Source organism: Kitasatospora albolonga (assembly GCA_002082585.1).
GTDB classification, from domain to species: domain Bacteria; phylum Actinomycetota; class Actinomycetes; order Streptomycetales; family Streptomycetaceae; genus Streptomyces; species Streptomyces stephensoniae.
The window spans coordinates 105862-123257 of record CP020563.1; the positions used below are offsets into that span (position 1 = coordinate 105862).

Consider the following 17396-nt stretch of genomic DNA (forward strand, 5'->3'; position numbering starts at 1 on the left):
ACTTGTCGGCGCACGAAGGGATCTGTCTCGCCCATGTACACAGCATCGTCCTCCGTGTCCGCCCCGCCCCGGCCGCTCCGTCCCATGGGGACGGGCGGCGGGCCGTATCTCGCCCCCCACGCCGGCGCACCGGCGCAGGGCCTGGGCCGGACCCGGCGGGCGGCGGGACCGGGTGCGGGACCTCTCAGCGGAAGGATCGACCTCTCCGGGCCGCAGGGCGCGCAGGTACGGATGGCCATCGCCTCCGTGCAGCGCATCTGCCCCGAGTTCAACCCGGTCCAGGTGCTGCGGCGCAGCGGCCGGTCCGTCCTGATCGTGGGCACCACCGGGCGGGCCACCGCCGTGGCGAAGTGTTTACTGGACCACTCCCCCGCGTGGACGGAGCGGTTCCGGCACGAAATAGCGGCATACCGCGCGTTCGTCCGGCACCGCCCCCCGGTTCGGGTGCCCCGGCTGATCGCGGCGGACCCGGAGAACTGCACGCTGGTGATCGAGCGGATGCCCGGCCGGGTGGCCGCGCTGACCCGGCACCCGGCGGAGGCTCCGCCCCGGGCCGACATCCGTGCCGCGCTCGGCGCGGTCGCCCGGGTGAACGCCTGGCGTCCGCCGCCCGGGCTCTTCGAGGCGCCGCTCGACTACGCCTCGCGGATCGCGCGCTACCACGAGCTGGGGCTGTTCACCGACCGCGACCTCGGTGATCTCCAGAAGCTGCTGCACGGTCTGGCCCACGCGGGCGGCCGTCAGGGCATGGGCCAGTTCTGCCACGGTGACGCGCTGCTCTCCAACATCCTGCTGTCACCGACCGGGCCGGTGCTGGTCGACTGGGAGCACGCGGGCTGGTATCTGCCGGGCTACGACCTGGCCACCCTGTGGGCGGTGCTCGGCAACGCCCCCGGGGCACGCCGCCAGATCAGCCAGCTGGCCCAGGCCAGAGGGCCGGCCGCGCGGGACGCGTTCCTGGTGAACCTGATGCTCGTGCTGACCCGTGAGATCCGGAGCTACGAGACGGCCGTGCAGCGCACCATGCGCGAGGCGCCCCCGGTGAGCGCGGGCCAGGACCGGCCGGGCGCGCTCTCCTCGGGCGAGGAGCAGCGGTTGCTGCTGCGCAGGCTGCACGACGACTGCGCGATGGCGCGCCGGGCCGTGCGGGCGGCGGTCGGTACGCGCTGAGAGTCCCGCTAAGAGTCCCGCGCTGAGAGTCCGCCCGCCCGCTGCGGAAGGCGGGCGGAGCGGAAGGCGGGCGGGCGGGCGGAAGAGCCACTGTGCAGGGAAAGCGCGCTGCGGGACCGGTGCCGACACACCGGTCCCGCAGCGCGCTGCGCTGTTCCCGCGCCGCTGTGTGACAGCGCACTGACGGATTGCCACCCGGAGGCCCTCCCCGGGTGAGGCGCGCCACGAGACCCACGTCACCTACGACCTCCGGTAGTGGGTCCGGACCCTCCCCTGCGGCGCGAAGAAACCCCCAAAGCACGTATTCCGCCCTATCCACTACCAGGGGTAGTAAATAGGGTCATTGCTTCCTGTTCGGGTGCCCGTTAACCATGGATTCCGGCAAGCACCGAGACCGAGTCTGCGACGAGCGCCCACGGCGGTCGGCAGCCGATCCCCCTCGGTCTCTGCTCACGCGGCCCAGGCCGCAGATCCCGTCCCCAACAGGAAGAGCTCACGCATGCCCCGCACCATCCGCATCACCCGCTCGCACAAGCTCGCCACCGCCGTGCTCGTCGCGGCCGGTTCCGTCACGGCCATCACCGCGACCGGCGGGCAGAGCGACGCACAGCCCGCCGCGGCCCGGTCCTCCATCGCCGCCGAGAAGGTCTCCGCCGAGGCCCCCGCAGCGAAGGAAGCCGCGGCCAGGAAGGCCGCCGCCCAGGAGGCCGCCGCGGAGAAGGCCGTGGCCGAGCGCAAGGCCGCCGAGAAGGAAGCCGCGGCGAAGAAGGCCCTGGCCGAGCGCAAGGCGGCCGCGGAGAAGGCCGCGGCCGACCGTAAGGCGACCGCGAAGAAGGCCGCCGAGAAGGCGCGCTCCGAGAAGCAGGCCGCCAACCGTTCCACCGAGCGCAAGGCCGTCGCCGCGCCCAAGCAGTACACGAACAACCTCGACGGCTGGATACGCGAGTCGCTCGACATCATGAAGAAGAAGAACATCCCCGGCTCCTACGAGGGGCTGCACCGCAACATCATGCGCGAGTCCAGCGGCAACCCGAACGCCGTCAACAACTGGGACATCAACGCGCGGAACGGCATTCCCTCCAAGGGCCTGCTCCAGGTGATCCAGCCCACCTTCGACGCGTACCACGTCAAGGGCACCCCGAAGCAGCTCACCGACCCGGTCGCCAACATCACCGCCGCCGCCAACTACGCCGCGGACCGGTACGGCTCGATCGACAACGTCGACTCCGCCTACTGAGCGGCCGTCACCCACGGAGCCATCGCCACCGAGCAGGCGCGAACCAGACCGCGATTATCTGACTAATCGCCGTTATGCGTGCCCCGGATGGCCGAAGGGTAGTGCTGGCGCGGACACCACCGGTCCGCGCACTCCGCGCGGAGGCTTCTCGAAAGGCCCGACGCACATGGCACAGCCCTTCTCACTGCCGGACTTCTATGTTCCGTATCCGGCGCGGCTCAACCCCCACGTGGAGGCGGCACGGACGCACACCCGGCAGTGGGCACGGGGGATGGGGATGCTGGAAGGTTCCGGCGTCTGGGAGGAGAAGGACCTCGAGGCGCACGACTACGCCCTGCTCTGCGCCTACACCCACCCCGACTGCTCCGCCGAGGCGCTGTCGCTGGTCACCGACTGGTATGTGTGGGTCTTCTTCTTCGACGACCACTTCCTGGAGCTGTTCAAACGCACGCTCGACCGTGAGGGCGCCAAGCGGTATCTGGACCGGCTGCCCGCCTTCATGCCGATGGAGCGCGGGGCGGCCGTGCCCGAACCGGAGAACCCCGTCGAGGCGGGCCTCGCCGATCTGTGGGAGCGGACGGTCCCCGCCATGTCGGACGCGTGGCGGGCCCGGTTCGCGGTGGCCACGGAGAACCTGCTCAACGAGTCGATGTGGGAGCTCTCCAACATCAACGAGGGCCGCATCGCGAACCCCGTCGAGTACATCGAGATGCGCCGCAAGGTCGGCGGCGCCCCCTGGTCGGCCGGGCTCGTGGAGTACGCGGCCGGTGCCGAGGTGCCCGCCGAAGTGGCCGGCTCCCGCCCCCTGCGCGTCCTGCGCGACGCCTTCTCCGACGGGGTGCACCTGCGCAACGACCTGTTCTCGTACCAGCGCGAGGTCGAGGAGGAGGGCGAGAACAGCAACGGGGTCCTCGTCCTGGAGAGGTTCCTCGGCTGCTCCACCCAGGAGGCTGCGGAGGCGGTCAACGACCTGCTGACCTCGCGGCTCCACCAGTTCGAGAACACCGCCCTGACCGAACTGGGCCCGCTCTGCGCGGAGAAGGGCCTCGATCCGGCGCAGACCGCGTCCGTCCTCGCGTACGTCAAGGGGCTCCAGGACTGGCAGTCCGGGGGCCACGAGTGGCACATGCGCTCCAGCCGGTACATGAACGGCGGCGGGGCCGCCGACGCGGTCCCGGGCTTCGGCATGTCCGCCGCCTCCATCAGGTTCACACCGCGTTCGGAGACGGCGCGGGCCCGCAGCCACAGCCACCGGCCCTTCCAGCACGTGGGCCCCTCGATCGTCCCGGACCTGAAGCTGCCGTTCTCCACGACACTGAGCCCGCACCTGGAGGGGGCCCGGGTCCGGCTCGTCGACTGGGCGCGCCGGATGGGCATCCTGGAGGCGCAGCCCGGGGTTCCCGGGTCGCACATCTGGGACGAGGAGCGGATCATCGCGATCGACCTCCCCCTCTGCGCCGCGGGCATCCACCCGGACGCCTCGCCGGAGGCGCTGGACATCTCCTCGGCGTGGCTGGCCTGGGGCACGTACGGGGACGACTGGTTCCCCGTGGTGCACGGGCGGACCAGGGACCTGGCGGGGGCGCGGCTGGCCAACGAGCGGCTCTCGCTCTTCATGCCGCTGGACGGCGAGGGCGCCCCCGAGCCGGTGAACGCGCTGGAGCGGTCGCTCGGCGATCTGTGGCTCCGGACGACGGCACCGATGGACCTCGGCGCCCGGCGCACCTTCCGGACCGCGATCGAGTCGATGACCGAGAGCTGGCTGTGGGAGCTGGCCAACCAGGCGCAGAACCGCATCCCCGATCCGGTCGACTACGTCGAGATGCGGCGGGCGACCTTCGGTTCGGACCTGACGATGAGCCTGTGCCGGCTCGGGCACGGCAGGACAGTGCCGGAGGCGGTCTACCGGAGCGGTCCGATGCAGTCGCTGGAGAACGCCGCCGCCGACTACGCATGCCTGCTCAACGACCTGTTCTCGTACCAGAAGGAGATCGAGTACGAGGGCGAGGTGCACAACGGCGTCCTGGTCGTCCAGAACTTCTTCGGCGTCGACTATCCGACGGGCGTACGGATCGTGCACGACCTGATGGAGTCCCGGCTGCGGCAGTTCCTGCATGTGGCGGAGGTCGAACTGCCGGTGCTGTACGACGACTTCGGGCTGGAAGCCGAGGCGCGGGAGGTGCTGGCGGGCTATGTGCAGGAGCTGAAGCACTGGCTCGCGGGCATCCTGATCTGGCACCGGGGCTGCCGCCGGTACCGCGAGGAGGACCTGCGGCGCGGACACAGCACCCCGCAGGTCCTCGCGGGGCCCACGGGGCTCGGCACCTCGGCGGCGCAGGTGACCCGTCTGATGGCGGAACTCTCGGGCAGCAGGGCGTAGTTCCGGTCCCGTACGCGAGATCCGCGGGCGTACGGGCCTGGCCCCGTACCGGCGGCAGGCAACCGCCTGCCCCGGCGGCACCGGGCCACGGGGCGGCCGACCGGTGGCGGGCATCGGGGCGGTCGGCGGGATCGGCCGGTCGGCGGCGGGCATCGGCCGGGCGTCGTGCCCGCCACCGACCCTGCGGCGGGCCGCGGGGGCGGCCGCTCCCGCACCCGATGGCGCCGCGCTTCCGGCGCCCCGCTCCGGCCTCCTTGTACGGTGCGGGGGTGAGCACCTTCGGTACGCCCTCCGGGCCCGGGGACCCCGACGCCCTGTTCGGCCTGGAGGAGATCCGCCCGGGCCCGCCGGTCCCCCGGCCCCCCGGGCCGTCCTTCCGTACCTCGGCGGAGGCCCGGCGGATGCTGGAGGTGCGGGAGATCCACGCGGAACCTGCGGCGGCGGCCTCCCCCCGGGGCCGGGAGATCCTCGCGCGCTTCCCGGACGCCGAGGTGATCCCCGTCGGTTCGCACTGGCGCATCCCGGGGCTGCACGGCAACCCGGGCAACGCCGGGAACTGGGTGCGGACCAAGAAGACCGTCCTGGTCCTGGGCGAGAGGAAGTCGCTCACGGTCCGGCCCAACGGCCGGTCCGCCGACTGGATCGCCCCCGGCGCGGCCAACGGATGCGCGATGGCGTGCGCGTACTGCTATGTGCCGCGCCGCAAGGGGTACGCCAACCCGGTCACCGTCTTCACCAACATCGAGCAGATCATCGGCCGTCTGGGCCGCCATGTGGCGGCCTCGGGGCCCAAGCGCGAACCCAACCAGTGCGACCCCAGGGCGTGGGTCTACGACATCGGGGAGAACGGCGACTGCTCGGTCGACGCCCTGATCAGCGAGAACACCGCCGACCTGGTGCACGCCTTCACCCGGTGGCCCACCGCCAAGGCGTCCTTCGCCACCAAGTTCGTCAACCCCGATCTGCTGCTGCTCGACCCGCGGGGCCGCACCCGCGTCCGCTTCTCGGTGATGCCCCCGGAGGACGCCCGTCTGCTCGACATCCGTACGAGCCCCGTCGAGGACCGGATCGCCGCCGCCGGGGACTTCGTCGAGGCCGGGTACGAGGTCCACTTCAACTTCTCGCCCGTCGTCATCAGGCCGGGCTGGGAGGAGGCGTGGTCCGGGCTGCTGCGCAGGATGGACGACGTCCTGCCGCGTACGGTCAAGGAGCAGGCGGCGGCCGAGGTGATCATGCTGACCCACAACCGGGAGCTGCACGAGGTGAACCTCGCCTGGCACCCCCGCGCCGAGGCCGCCCTGTGGCGCCCGGAGATCCAGCAGCCCAAGCGGTCCGAGAACGGGAGCTGGAACGTGCGGTACGCCACCGGGGTCAAGGCCGGGGCGGTGGAGGCCGTACGGCGTCTGGTGGAGCGCCACACGCCGTGGCTCCCGATCCGTTACGCGTTCTGAGGTCCGGGCGGCCGTCGGCGCGGGGGAACAGCCGCGCGGTCAGAGCAGCACATGGCGCAGGACGGCCTCGAACTCCGCCGCGTCCGGCGGTGTGTCGGTCAGCAGGCCCTGGAGGAGCAGGCCGTCGACGACGCCCTTGAAGACCCGCACCCGGACCGGGTCGGTGGTGTAGCGGTGGGCGCACCCGGCGATGGCGTCCAGCCAGCGCCCGGTGGAGGCGCGCAGCTCCGGCCTGCGGGCGGCGAGGAGGTAGAGCTCGTACTCGGCGAGCAGCCGGGCGGGGCCCGCCATGACGTCGGCGAGCAGCTCGGCGAGGGCGGTGAGGCCCTCGGGGCTGCCGTCGGCTTCCTCGGCCAGGCGCCGCATCCGTCCGGCGTCCTGGTCCATGCAGGCGGTGAGCGCGGCGGTGAGCAGGTCGTCGATGCTCTTGAAGTAGTAGGCGGCGGCGGTGGCGGGCTGGTTCGCCTCACGGGCCACCGCCCGGTGGCTGACGCCCGCCACCCCCTCGCGGGCGACCACCCGGAGGGTCGCCTCGATGAGCTCCTGCCGCCGGAGCTCGCCCTTGAGCAGGCGTCCGTCGGTCTGCGGTGTGTGCATCGTGCCCTCCGGGCGTCGGGGTCGGAGCGGGGCGGGAACGGCGGGGCCGTTCCCTTCATCCCCTGCGGCTGCGGGGCCTGGTGCGTCTACGGGGCGGCCTTCGCGTGGCCCTCGTCGGCGGGCTCCCGCAGGCTTCGGCCCAGGGGGCGCTGGGCGGTCAGCGCCAGCAGCACCGTCGCACCGCCCGCAGCGATGGCCACGGCGAAGCCGCCGGAGGGGCCGAACCGGTCGACCATGCCGCCGGACAGCGAGGCGCCGAGCGCCACGCCGACGCTGAGGCCGGTGATCGCCCAGGTCATCCCCTCGGTGAGGGCGGCCGGCGGCACCGTCCGCTCCACCAGTCCCATCACCACGATCATGGTAGGGGCGAAGAAGAGGCCGGAGAAGAAGACGGCGGCGGAGAGCGTGGCGAGGTCGGAGACGAGCAGCAGGGGGAGCGTCGTCAGGGCGGTGCCGGCCGTGCTGAGGAGGAGCAGCCGGGGCAGCGGGGTGGTGAGCCCGAGGGCCCCGAAGGCCAGTCCGGCACCGGCCGAGCCGACCGCGTAGACGGAGAGCACGATGCCCGCACCGGCCGGTGAGCCCTGCTCCTCGGCGAACGCGACGCTGACCACGTCGACGGTGCCGACGATCGTGCCGCCCGCGACGAGGGTGAGGGCCAGCAGGGCGAGCGGTCCGCCGCGCAGCGCCGACGCGGCCGGGGTGCCGTCGGCGGAGGGCCGGATCACCGGGGGTTCGGTGCGCTTCTGCGGGACGAACAGGAGCACGCCGAGGATGAGCAGTACCGCCGCCACCAGGGGCCCGGCCTCCGGGAAGAGCGCGGTGCTCAGCGCGACCGAGAGCGCGGGGCCCACCACGAAGGTGAGTTCGTCGACGACGGACTCCAGGGAGTAGGCCGTGTGCAGCCGGTCGGAGCCCCGGTACACATGGGTCCAGCGGGCCCGGACCATCGCGGCCATGTTGGGCATGGTCCCGGCGACCACCGCGCTGACGAACAGGGTCCAGACGGGGGCGTCGTAGCGGGCGCAGAGGAGCAGGACGCCCATCGCGAGAGCACCGGCACCGGTGGCGGGCAGCAGCACCCTGCCCTGGCCGCGCCGGTCGACCAGACGGGATATCCGGGGGCCGCAGAGGGCCGTGGAGAGGGTGAAGGCGGCGGAGACGGCTCCGGCGAGCCCGTACTCCCCTCGCATCTGGGACAGCATCGTGATGATCCCGATGCCTGCCATCGAGAGCGGCATACGGGCGACGAAGCCCGCGGCGGAGAAGGCGACGGAGCCCGGCGCCCTGAAGAGCGCGCCGTAGGGGTTGGGCATGGGGAGGGACCTCCGGGCAGGGAGAAAGAACCTGAACGAACGTTACACATTGAACGGTCGTTACATTTTCTTACCGTAGCCGCTCCCGGGCCGCCCGCGTCAACGTGGTTTTCCAGCCATGCCCGGGATGCCCCCCCTTGCGGAAGCCCGTCCGGACATACGAGGCGGAGACCGCCCGGACATGGCTGACGGAAGCCGTCCGGGCAACGGAAGCCGTCCGGGCACACGAAAAGGCCGCCCGGCATATGCGGGCGGCCTATGCAGATACGTTTCAGCCGTGCTGTTCTCAGCCCTGTTGGAAGAGCTCCGCGGGAAGGGGCTTGAGAAGGGTGTACAGATCGTCGGTGATGGGCCGGTCCCAGCTGGCGATGGTCACGAGGACCCCGTCGCTCCGGTCGAACTGGACGCAGGCGATACGGCTCTCCGAGAGCTTCACCCGGCGCACGATCAGCAGGTTGTCGCCCTGCATCACGGGGACGTCCTCGCTGCTGACGACCTCGATCGGCTCGTCGTTCTCCAGGGCCAGCAGCAACTGCGCGACCTCGAAGGGAACCTGGCCCTCCTCGGTCTCACGGGCGGGCGAACCGGCCGGGAGATTACCGATGATCATGGCCGGGCCCCGGCCCCCGTACAGGTCGTAACGGAGGAAGACGCCCTGACAGCTGCCGTCGGGCGCGGGGAGCAGACCGGCGCCGAGATTGCCGGGCCAGTCCCCCGGGTCCATGGCCAGGACGTCGAAGTCCGGGCCCGCGGGTGTTGCGGCGCTACGGCGGCGGAGGAAGGACATGCTGACATGTTACGTGGCCCGGCTCACGTTGCGGAGCCGGGCCCGCGCCGGGAACGCCGTGTGCGGGCCCCGGTGGTGACCGGGGAGCGGCGCGCCCCCTGAAGGAGTGGATCGCGGCGAATTCCTCCGCCGCGGGGTCTCCTGCCGCATACCGTTGGGTACACCGCCGTGCCCGCCCGTCGCGGCAGCGGCACGGGCGGGTCCTGGCGGCGTATCGGAATCGGAGGGGACGGAACAGCATGACGGTGGAGGCCACAGCAAGTGGGGCGGAAGACCGACTGGTGGGACGCGAGTGGATGGTGCGCGTGGACGCGGCCGACCGGGGCGGTGCGATGGTGCGCGTCTCGTGCAGCCGCCCGGCCTGCGCCCCCCAGCTCCTGCCCTCCACCGCCGTCGGCCGCGCGGCCGCCGTCGCGCACATCAAGGCCCACCTGCAGGCCGCGGCGGGCCCCCGGCCCGAGGCGTTCTGCGTCTGCAAGGCCGAGGAGTGCCGTCTGCACATCCGGCCCGCCGGTCCGCGCGAGCGCACCGCGCCTTGGCGGTGCGGGGGCGCGGTCGTCCTGGCCGTCGTCACCGACCGGCAGGGCCGCTGGTGGCGGGCCATGGAGTGCTGTGCACGGTGCGCGGCGGCGCAGCCCTCCGCGAAGATCGTCGCCACCGCTGCCGCCGCGCCCCCCTCGGCGGCCCCGGTGCCCGTGGCCCACGCCGCCGCCCACCACCCGGGCGTGGCAGCAGCCGGACCGCAGTTCTCGCATGCCGCCTCCTCCCCTGCGGCCGTTCCGCAGCGCGTGCCCGCCTCCCGCTCCGCGCGGCCCCGGCGCCCCCGGCACGGGAAGATCGCGCAGCGGATCGTGCCGCACGATCTGCACCCCGTCGCCCTGCGCGAGGAGCTGATGCAGCTGGGCGACCTCTTCCGCGCCTACCAGCAGCGCGCCGAACCCGACCTCGCCGAGCTCGCCGAGCTGCACGCCCGCAAGGCGAAGGCGTTCACCACCTGGGCGGAGGTCACCGGCGACACCGGGCTGCGGCTGGAGGCGGAGCGCGCCGAGCAGGCCGCCGCCGCCGCCCGCCTCCAGCACCAGCACCGCACCGGCCTCAGCCCGGTCGGCGAGGACCAGGTCACGAGCCGTCTGCTGACCACGTCCACGCACTGGGAGCACGCCCGGTCGATCCTCGCCCATGTCGCCGGCCACATCCCGGTGCCCGGCCCGGAGGCGCGGCTGATGGCGGTGATGCTGACCCTGCGCTCGGCGCTCACCGGCACCGGCAATCTGGTGGGGCAGGACGTCAGGGGGCTGCCCCTGACGGAGCCCGAGGAGCTGATCGGCCGGTTCGTGGAGAGCGGCTGGCTCTCCCTCCCCGGTACGGTCGAGGAGCTGCTCGCCTCCCGCCCGGAGAGCCCCACCCCGATCACCATCCCGTCCCTGATGCCCGGCGACGACGGCCCCGGCCCGTTCGACTTCGGCAGGAAGACCCGTCCCAAGCTCAGCGGATGGGCCCAGCGGGTCGTCGGTGACAAGAAGCTCCGCAAGAAGAAGACCGGCGCCGCCACCCGGCTCCTCGCCCTGGGCCTGGCCGTCCGGACCACCACCGACGGACGGCTGGGGCCCGGGGGCGAGGGCGTCGACCTGGCGGTCCTCACCTCCTGGTGCGCCGTCGAACCCGGCGAACTGGAGGCTCTGGTGGAGCAGTTGACGGTGGCGGACTGGCTGGAGGAGGCCGCCACCGCCGACGGCCGCCTCACGGGGCGACTGACCGAACGGGTGCTGCCGCTCAGCTGCCCCCTGCCCTGAGGCCGTCCCGCGGCCCCTCGGCGTGAGGCCGCAGCCCGGCGGGGCACCGGCCGGGGCGGCGAGCACCGTCCCCGGCCGGAGGCCCCCGGCATGAGCGCTGTCCCGGCCGGGGGCCCGCATGAACGCTGTCCCGGCCGGAGGCCCTCGGCACGGGCGTCACCCCGGCGGCGGCTGCGACCCCACGAGCCACATGGCGAAGAACTGCGCCCCGCCGCCGTACGCGTGGCCGACCGCCCGGGCGGCCCCGTCGATCTGGTGCTCGCCCGCCCTCCCCCGTACCTGGAGGGCGGCCTCGGCGAAGCGGATCATGCCGGACGCGCCGATCGGGTTGGTGGACAGCACCCCGCCCGACGGGTTGACCGGGAGGTCGCCGTCGAGTTCGGTGACCCCCGCCTCGGTGAGCTTCCACCCCTCGCCCTCACCGGCGAAGCCGAGGTTCTCCAGCCACATCGGCTCGTACCAGGAGAAGGGGACGTACATCTCGACGGCGTCGATCTCCCGGCGCGGGTCGGTGATCCGGGCCTGGCGGTAGACGTCGGCGGCGCAGTCCCTGCCCGCCTGCGGGGAGACGAAGTCCTTGCCCGCGAACAGGGTCGGTTCGCTGCGCATCGCGCCGCCGTGCACCCAGGCCGGCGGGTACGGGGCCCGGCCCGCGCCCGCGCGGTCGGTGAGGACCATCGCACAGGCCCCGTCGGAGGAGGGGCAGGTCTCGGAGTAGCGGATCGGGTCCCAGAGCATCGGGGACGCCTGGACCTTCTCCAGGGTGATGCCGGTGTCGTGGAGGTGCGCGTAAGGGTTCTTGAGGGCGTTGCGGCGGTCCTTGTACGCGACGAGGGAGCCGACCGTGTCGGGGGCTCCCGTACGGCGCATGTACGCGCGGACGTGCGGGGCGAAGAAGCCGCCCGCCCCGGCCAGCAGCGGCTGCTGGAAGGGGACGGGCAGGGAGAGCCCCCACATGGCGTTGGATTCGGACTGTTTCTCGAAGGCGAGGGTCAGAACGGTCCGGTGGACGCGGGCGGCGACGAGGTTGGCGGCGACCAGCGCGGTCGACCCGCCGACCGAGCCCGCCGTGTGGACGCGGAGCATCGGTTTGCCGACGGCTCCGAGGGCGTCGGCGAGGTACAGCTCCGGCATCATGACGCCCTCGAAGAAGTCGGGGGCCTTGCCGATGACGACGGCGTCGATGTCGCTCCAGGTCAGTGCGGCGTCCTCCAGCGCGCGGACCGCCGCCTCGCGGACCAGTCCGGCGATGGAGACGTCGTGCCGGGCGGCGACGTGTTTGGTCTGGCCGATGCCGACGACGGCGACGGGCTCCTCAGCCATGAGCGCTCTCCCCTTCCAGGACGGCGACCAGGTTCTGTTGCAGGCAGGGCCCGGAGGTGGCGTGGGCGAGGGCCCGGTCGGACGCGCCGCGGTGGATGCGGGCGGCGGCCTCGCCGAGCCGGATGAGGCCCGCCGCCATGATCGGGTTGGCGGCGAGGGCCCCGCCGGAGGGGTTGATACGGACGTCGTCGCCGAGCCCGAGCGCCCGGCGCAGGACGACCTCCTGCGAGGTGAACGGGGCGTGCAACTCGGCGGTGTCCAAGGGGCGTTCGAAAGCTCCGGCGTGCTGGGCTGCGAGCCGGGCGGAGGGCGAGTCGGTGAGGTCGCGGACGCCGAGGGAGTGGGCCTCGATGCGGTGGTCGATGCCCCGTATCCAGGCGGGCCGGTCGCACAGGGAGCGGGCGGTGTCCCCGGCCGCGAGGACCACGGCGGCGGCGCCGTCGCCGATCGGCGGGCAGTCGCCGGTACGCAAGGGGTGCACGAGGTGGTCCCCTGCCGGGACGTCCCCGGTGAGCTGGGCGTACGGGTTGGCGGTGGCATCGGTGCGGCTGCGGGCGGCGACGGCCGTGAGGGCCGCCTCGTCGGTGTGGCCCGCGTCGATGAGCGCCTGCGCCTGGAGGGCGGCGAGGGAGACGGAGTCGGGCCAGAGGGGGGCGAGGTAGTAGGGGTCGAGCTGGCGGGTGAGGACGTCACGGACCTCGCCGGGTGAAGACTTGCCGTAGGAGTAGACGAGCGCGGTGTCCGCCTCGCCGGTCAGGATCTTCACCCATGCCTCGTACAGCGCCCAGGCCCCGTCCGTCTCGACGTGGGACTCGGAGATCGGCGGGTGCGCCCCGACGCCGTCGAGCGCCATGGTGAAGGAGAAGGCGCGCCCGGCGAGGTAGTCGGCGGAGCCGGAGCAGGTGAACCCGATCTCGTTGGCCTTCAGGCCGGTCGCCCCCAGGACCTCGTGGAGGACGGGCATCAGCAGGTCGACCTCGGAGAGTTCGTCGGTACGCCGTCGGTGCGGGCTCTGGGCGAAGGCGACGATCGCCACGTCTCGCATCTACACCAGCTCCTTGTACGTGTCGTAGTCGGCGTCGGGCTCCCCGGTGGGCCGGTAGTGGTCGACATGGCTGGACCCCCGGCCGGCACCGGCCCAGACGGGCTCCACGCGCAGCCCCATGCGGACCTGGTCGTACGGGATGCCCGCGATACGGCCGTGGAGGGCGAGGTCGGCGCCGTCGAGGGCGATGTGGGCGTAGACGTAGGGGACTTCGATGTCGAGATTCTTCGCTTTGATGTTGACGATGCAGAAGGTGGTGACGGTGCCGCGCGGTCCGACCTCGACCTGTTCGGCGGTGGCGATGCCGCAGGTGGGGCAGGCTCCGCGCGGCGGTACGTAGACCTTGCGGCAGGCGGGGCAGCGTTCGCCGACGGTGCGGTGGTCCTCCAGGGCCTTGAGGTAGGCGCTCTGGGCGCGGCCGGGGGTGTGGACGTAGTCGAGGCGGGCCGGGGCGACGATCCCGGTGACGGGGTCGGTGAACTCCCCGGTGTGCGGCGCGGGTTCGCCGGGGCCGGGCTCACCGTCGTACGGTTCGAAGCAGGCGATGTCGGTGATGGCCCCGGTGCGCGTGGGCGCCCAGCGGATGCGGACCCGCATCCCGGTGCGTACGGCGTCGGGTCCGGGCGCGTCCAGGGCGTGCAGGAGCGCGGTACCGGCGCCGTCGAGCCGGACGAGCACCCAGGCGAACGGGGTTCCCAGCGGCTGGTTGCGGCGCGGGGACGGGTTCCAGGCCCAGGTGGTGACGGTGCCGGTGGCGGCGACCTCGACGAGTTCGCGGAGCTCGTCCGCCGTGACGGGGTCGTACTCGGTGGGCGGGACGAGGACCGTGCCGTCGCTCGTGCGGACGCCGAGGACGGTGCGTTCGCGCAGTCCGGTGAGGAAGGCGCTCTGGACGGGTCCGAGGGAGCGGGTGAAGGGGAATTCGACCACCAGCGGGGCGCTGAGGATGTCGGTCATGGCTCTCTCCATGGGCTCAGGACGCGGGGCGCGGGACGCGGGGTCCGGGGCTCAGGCGCGCCGGTAGACGGGCGGGCGCTTCTCGGCGAAGGCGCGGGCGCCCTCCTTGGCGTCCTCGGTGGCGAACACGGGCCAGCCGCGCTTGAGTTCGGCGGCCAGGGCCTCGCTCTCGGTCAGCTCGGCGCCCTCGTAGACCGATGCCTTGACGGCCTCGACGGCGAGCGGCCCGCAGGCGTTGATCCGTTCGGCGACGGCGAGGGCCTCCTCCAGCGCGGTGCCGTCGGGCACGACGCGGCCGACGAGCCCGATGGCGGCGGCCTCCCCGGCGGTGTACGGACGGCCGGTGAGGAGCATTTCCAGGGCGTGGGTGCGGGGGATCTGACGGGGCAGCCGGACGGTGGAGCCGCCGATCGGGAAGAGGCCGCGCCGGACCTCGAAGAGCCCGAAGGTGGCGCCCTCCCCGGCGATGCGGATGTCCGTCCCCTGGAGGATCTCGGTGCCGCCTGCGACGCAGGGCCCCTCCACGGCGGCGATCACCGGTTTGCGGGGGCGGTGGTGGCGCAGCATCGCCTTCCAGTGCAGGTCCGGGTCGGCGGTCATCCGCTCCCGGTACTCCTCGCCCGCCATCCCGCCGCCCGCCAGCGCCTTGAGGTCCATGCCGGAGCAGAAGGCGCCGCCCGCCCCGGTCAGGACGACGGAGCGCACCCCGTCGTCCGCGTCGGCCGCGAGCCATCCGTCGTACAGCCCGACGAGCATCGGCAGCGACAACGCGTTCCTGGCGTGCGGCCTGTTCAAGGTGAGCACCAGCGTGGCGCCTTCGCGCTCCACGGTGAGGTGTTCCGTACCGCCCATGACGAACTCCCGTCTCCAGACCTGGAACAGGTTGCAGGAGGCGGGGTCGCAGTTCAATAGTTTTCTGACAGGCAGTCAGATTCTTTCGACGCCACCCCTTCCCACTTGTGCCGCCCGGCGCTCTAATGACGGCCGGGTCACCCGTCATCCCGGGGTCAGGAGGAACGGTGGAGTACAACCTTGCCGACCTGTTCGAGTCGGTCGTCGACGTGGTCCCCGACCGCGAGGCGCTCCTGTACGTCGACCATCCCGGTACGGGTGCCGAGCGGCACCTCACGTACGCCGGACTCGACGCCGCCGCCAACCGGATCGCCCACCACCTCATCGACGCGGGCCTCCGCCCGGGCGAGCACCTGGGCCTGCACCTGTACAACGGCGTCGAGTACCTCCAGACGGTCCTGGGGGCCCTGAAGGCCCGGCTGGTGCCGGTGAACGTCAACTACCGTTACGTGGAGGAGGAGCTGGTCTACCTCTACCGGGACGCGGACCTGGCGGCGCTGGTCTTCGACGGCGAGTTCGACGAGCGGGTCGCGGCGGCGTCCGCGCAGGCCCCGGCGCTGCGCCATCTGGTCCGGGTGGGGTCCGCCCCCACACCCCCGGGCCTGAGGGCCGTCCCCTTCACCGAGGCGGAGGCATCCGGCTCCCCGTCGCGCGGCTTCGGACCCCGTTCCGCCGACGACCAGTTCATCATCTACACCGGCGGCACGACGGGCATGCCGAAGGGGGTGATGTGGCGTCAGGAGGACCTGTTCTTCTCCGGTCTGGGCGGTGGCGCGCCGACCGGCGATCCGGTGAAGAGCCCGCAGGAGCTGGCGGAACGGGTGGCGGCGGGCGGCGACGGCATCACCTTCTTCCCCACTCCCCCGCTGATGCACGGCACCTCCACGCTGACCGCGTTCATCGGGTTCAACTTCGGCCAACGGGTCGTCGTCCACCGCAAGTTCGTCCCCGAAGAGGTGCTGCGGACGATCGAGAAGGAGAAGGTCACCAGCGTTTCGCTGGTGGGCGACGCGATGCTGCGTCCGCTGATCGACGCCCTCAACGGGCCGCTGCGCGGCACGGACTGCTCGTCGCTGTTCTCCGTCTCCAGCTCCGGGGCGATCATGTCGGACTCGGTGCGCGCGGAGTTCCAGGCGCTCGTGCCGACCGTGCTGCTGCTCAACAACTTCGGCTCCTCCGAGTCCGGCTTCAACGGCACGGCGACCGCCGACTCGGGCCCCGAGCGGGGCTTCCGGGTCCAGGTCAACGCCCGTACGGCCGTGGTCGATCCGGTGACCTATGAGCCGGTGGCGCCGGGCGAGGTGGGCCGTATCGCCCAGCGCGGCCATGTCCCGCTCGGCTACTACAACGACCCGGCCAAGAGCGCCGGCACCTTCTTCCGCAAGGACGGCGAGCGGTGGGTGCTGCTGGGCGACATGGCGACCGTGGACGCGGAGGGCATCGTCACCGTGCTCGGCCGGGGTTCGCAGTGCATCAACACCGGCGGGGAGAAGGTCTATCCGGAGGAGGTCGAGCAGGCGCTCAAGTCCCACCCGGACGTGTACGACGCGCTCGTCGCGGGCGTCCCCGACGAGCGCTGGGGCAGCCGTGTCGCCGCCGTGCTCGAACTCCGGGACGGGGCAACGGCGTTGGACCTGGCGGCGGTACAGGCCCACTGCCGGACCCGGCTCGCCGGGTACAAGATCCCGCGCGCCCTGGTCCTCGCCGACCGGATTCAGCGCTCACCGAGCGGCAAGGCAGACTACCGCTGGGCGAAGGCGGTGGCGGCGGCCGGGTCCGGGGCGGACGGCTGAGAGGTCACCGCCCGGCGAGGGCGTGCGCCACCAGCCCGTGCGCATACGCGGCGTCCAGGCGGCCGGGGCGGAACAGGACGCGGTACATGACCGGTGCCACGAGCCGGTCGATGACCGTCTCCACGCCGGGAGCAGGTTCGCCGCGCCGCGCGGCCCGCTCCAGCACGACCCCGATCTGCTGTGCGGCGTACGCGGAGCAGCGGCCGGCGTTCTCGCCGTCGGGGTCGCCGAGGAGCACGTCCCTGATGTAGGCGCGCCCGGCCGGGGAGGCCATCTCGTCGAGGAACTGCTCCGCCCACGCCTCGAGGTCGGCCCGGAGGCCGCCGAGGTCGGCGGGGTCGGCGTCCGGGCGCAGCCGTTCGACCGCGACATCGGAGAGCAGCTCCCGCAGATCACCCCAGCGGCGGTAGACGGTGGACGGGGTGACACCGGCCCGGGCCGCCACCAGGGGCACGGTGAGCGCGTCCCGGCCCACTTCGCCGAGGAGGTCACGGACCGCCGCGTGGACGGCCTCCTGCACCCGTGCGCTGCGCCCGCCGGGGCGGGCCATCGGCCTGGGGCTCACGCGACTCCTCCTCGGATACGTAAAAGCAATCTGTTTGCGTTAAGAGACGGTAGGGCCTACCGTCTCTTAACGCAAACAGATTGCTTTTAGCTCTGCTCTGGAGGGGACCCCGTGATCAGGCCAGCCAGGACCG

General features: G+C 72.6%; 14 protein-coding genes. 6 read left to right on the plus strand and 8 right to left on the minus strand.

The window, feature by feature from the left end; genetic code table 11:
* Positions 1-33 precede the first annotated feature (33 nt).
* The 4 genes from B7C62_00480 to B7C62_00495 all read left to right on the plus strand — a co-directional run bounded on the left by B7C62_00480 (position 34) and on the right by B7C62_00495 (position 6238).
* On the plus strand, positions 34-1170 hold the full coding sequence (locus B7C62_00480; GenBank protein ARF70891.1) for a phosphotransferase: 1137 nt from the start codon (positions 34-36) through the stop codon (positions 1168-1170).
* A gap of 499 nt (positions 1171-1669) precedes the next feature.
* Positions 1670-2407, plus strand: coding sequence for a lytic transglycosylase (locus B7C62_00485; GenBank protein ARF70892.1), 738 nt, complete (start codon positions 1670-1672; stop codon positions 2405-2407).
* 166 nt (positions 2408-2573) lie between these two features.
* Positions 2574-4787, plus strand: a complete 2214-nt coding sequence (locus tag B7C62_00490; GenBank protein ARF70893.1) for a Geosmin synthase — start codon at positions 2574-2576, stop codon at positions 4785-4787.
* Between the two features lie 218 nt (positions 4788-5005).
* Positions 5006-6238: a spore photoproduct lyase family protein gene (locus B7C62_00495; protein ARF70894.1), complete on the plus strand. Its 1233-nt coding sequence runs from the start codon at positions 5006-5008 to the stop codon at positions 6236-6238.
* 39 nt (positions 6239-6277) lie between these two features.
* Here B7C62_00495 and B7C62_00500 read toward each other — a convergent pair whose 3' ends face one another.
* From B7C62_00500 to B7C62_00510, 3 genes are all read right to left on the minus strand, one after another.
* Positions 6278-6835 carry a TetR family transcriptional regulator gene (locus B7C62_00500; GenBank protein ARF70895.1) on the minus strand — a complete coding sequence of 186 codons (558 nt, stop codon included), beginning with the start codon at positions 6833-6835 and terminating at the stop codon, positions 6278-6280.
* Between the two features lie 86 nt (positions 6836-6921).
* Positions 6922-8148 (minus strand): ABC transporter permease, encoded by a 1227-nt coding sequence (locus tag B7C62_00505; GenBank protein ID ARF70896.1) that lies wholly within the window; start codon positions 8146-8148, stop codon positions 6922-6924.
* Positions 8149-8434: 286 nt separating this feature from the next.
* The gene (locus B7C62_00510) at positions 8435-8935 is read right to left on the minus strand and encodes a hypothetical protein (protein ID ARF70897.1); all 501 of its coding nucleotides are present in this window, start codon (positions 8933-8935) and stop codon (positions 8435-8437) included.
* 239 nt (positions 8936-9174) lie between these two features.
* Here B7C62_00510 and B7C62_00515 point away from each other — a divergent pair, with 239 nt between their 5' ends.
* Positions 9175-10728 carry a hypothetical protein gene (locus tag B7C62_00515; GenBank protein ARF70898.1) on the plus strand — a complete coding sequence of 518 codons (1554 nt, stop codon included), beginning with the start codon at positions 9175-9177 and terminating at the stop codon, positions 10726-10728.
* A 156-nt stretch (positions 10729-10884) separates the two neighbouring features.
* Here B7C62_00515 and B7C62_00520 read toward each other — a convergent pair whose 3' ends face one another.
* Genes B7C62_00520 through B7C62_00535 form a run of 4 tightly spaced genes read right to left on the minus strand, consistent with a single transcriptional unit; the run spans position 10885 to position 14905 of the window.
* On the minus strand, positions 10885-12051 hold the full coding sequence (locus B7C62_00520; protein ARF70899.1) for an acetyl-CoA acetyltransferase: 1167 nt from the start codon (positions 12049-12051) through the stop codon (positions 10885-10887).
* Positions 12044-13096, minus strand: coding sequence for a lipid-transfer protein (locus B7C62_00525; protein ID ARF70900.1), 1053 nt, complete (start codon positions 13094-13096; stop codon positions 12044-12046). The genes B7C62_00520 and B7C62_00525 overlap by 8 nt, the downstream gene beginning before the upstream one ends.
* On the minus strand, positions 13097-14053 hold the full coding sequence (locus B7C62_00530) for a DNA-binding protein (protein ID ARF70901.1): 957 nt from the start codon (positions 14051-14053) through the stop codon (positions 13097-13099).
* Between the two features lie 51 nt (positions 14054-14104).
* Positions 14105-14905 carry an enoyl-CoA hydratase gene (locus B7C62_00535; protein ID ARF76913.1) on the minus strand — a complete coding sequence of 267 codons (801 nt, stop codon included), beginning with the start codon at positions 14903-14905 and terminating at the stop codon, positions 14105-14107.
* Positions 14906-15072: 167 nt separating this feature from the next.
* On the opposite strand from B7C62_00535, the gene B7C62_00540 reads away from it, so the two are divergent.
* Entirely contained in the window at positions 15073-16698 is a 1626-nt protein-coding gene (locus B7C62_00540) for an acyl-CoA synthetase (GenBank protein ID ARF70902.1), read from the plus strand.
* A gap of 4 nt (positions 16699-16702) precedes the next feature.
* On the opposite strand, the gene B7C62_00545 is transcribed toward B7C62_00540, so the two are convergent.
* Positions 16703-17248, minus strand: a complete 546-nt coding sequence (locus B7C62_00545; GenBank protein ID ARF70903.1) for a TetR family transcriptional regulator — start codon at positions 17246-17248, stop codon at positions 16703-16705.
* Positions 17249-17396: the final 148 nt, after the last annotated feature.

Bases quoted from the DNA above. Each gene is read 5' to 3' on its own strand.
- B7C62_00545 (ARF70903.1), bottom strand. From the start codon at position 17,248: ATGGCCCGCCCCGGCGGGCGCAGCGCACGGGTGCAGGAGGCCGTCCAC.
- B7C62_00510 (ARF70897.1), bottom strand. From the start codon at position 8,935: ATGTCCTTCCTCCGCCGCCGTAGCGCCGCAACACCCGCGGGCCCGGAC.
- B7C62_00515 (ARF70898.1), top strand. From the start codon at position 9,175: ATGACGGTGGAGGCCACAGCAAGTGGGGCGGAAGACCGACTGGTGGGA.
- B7C62_00535 (ARF76913.1), bottom strand. From the start codon at position 14,905: ATGGGCGGTACGGAACACCTCACCGTGGAGCGCGAAGGCGCCACGCTG.
- B7C62_00530 (ARF70901.1), bottom strand. From the start codon at position 14,053: ATGACCGACATCCTCAGCGCCCCGCTGGTGGTCGAATTCCCCTTCACC.
- B7C62_00480 (ARF70891.1), top strand. From the start codon at position 34: ATGTACACAGCATCGTCCTCCGTGTCCGCCCCGCCCCGGCCGCTCCGT.
- B7C62_00520 (ARF70899.1), bottom strand. From the start codon at position 12,051: ATGGCTGAGGAGCCCGTCGCCGTCGTCGGCATCGGCCAGACCAAACAC.
- B7C62_00490 (ARF70893.1), top strand. From the start codon at position 2,574: ATGGCACAGCCCTTCTCACTGCCGGACTTCTATGTTCCGTATCCGGCG.
- B7C62_00485 (ARF70892.1), top strand. From the start codon at position 1,670: ATGCCCCGCACCATCCGCATCACCCGCTCGCACAAGCTCGCCACCGCC.
- B7C62_00505 (ARF70896.1), bottom strand. From the start codon at position 8,148: ATGCCCAACCCCTACGGCGCGCTCTTCAGGGCGCCGGGCTCCGTCGCC.
- B7C62_00500 (ARF70895.1), bottom strand. From the start codon at position 6,835: ATGCACACACCGCAGACCGACGGACGCCTGCTCAAGGGCGAGCTCCGG.
- B7C62_00525 (ARF70900.1), bottom strand. From the start codon at position 13,096: ATGCGAGACGTGGCGATCGTCGCCTTCGCCCAGAGCCCGCACCGACGG.
- B7C62_00495 (ARF70894.1), top strand. From the start codon at position 5,006: ATGGCGCCGCGCTTCCGGCGCCCCGCTCCGGCCTCCTTGTACGGTGCG.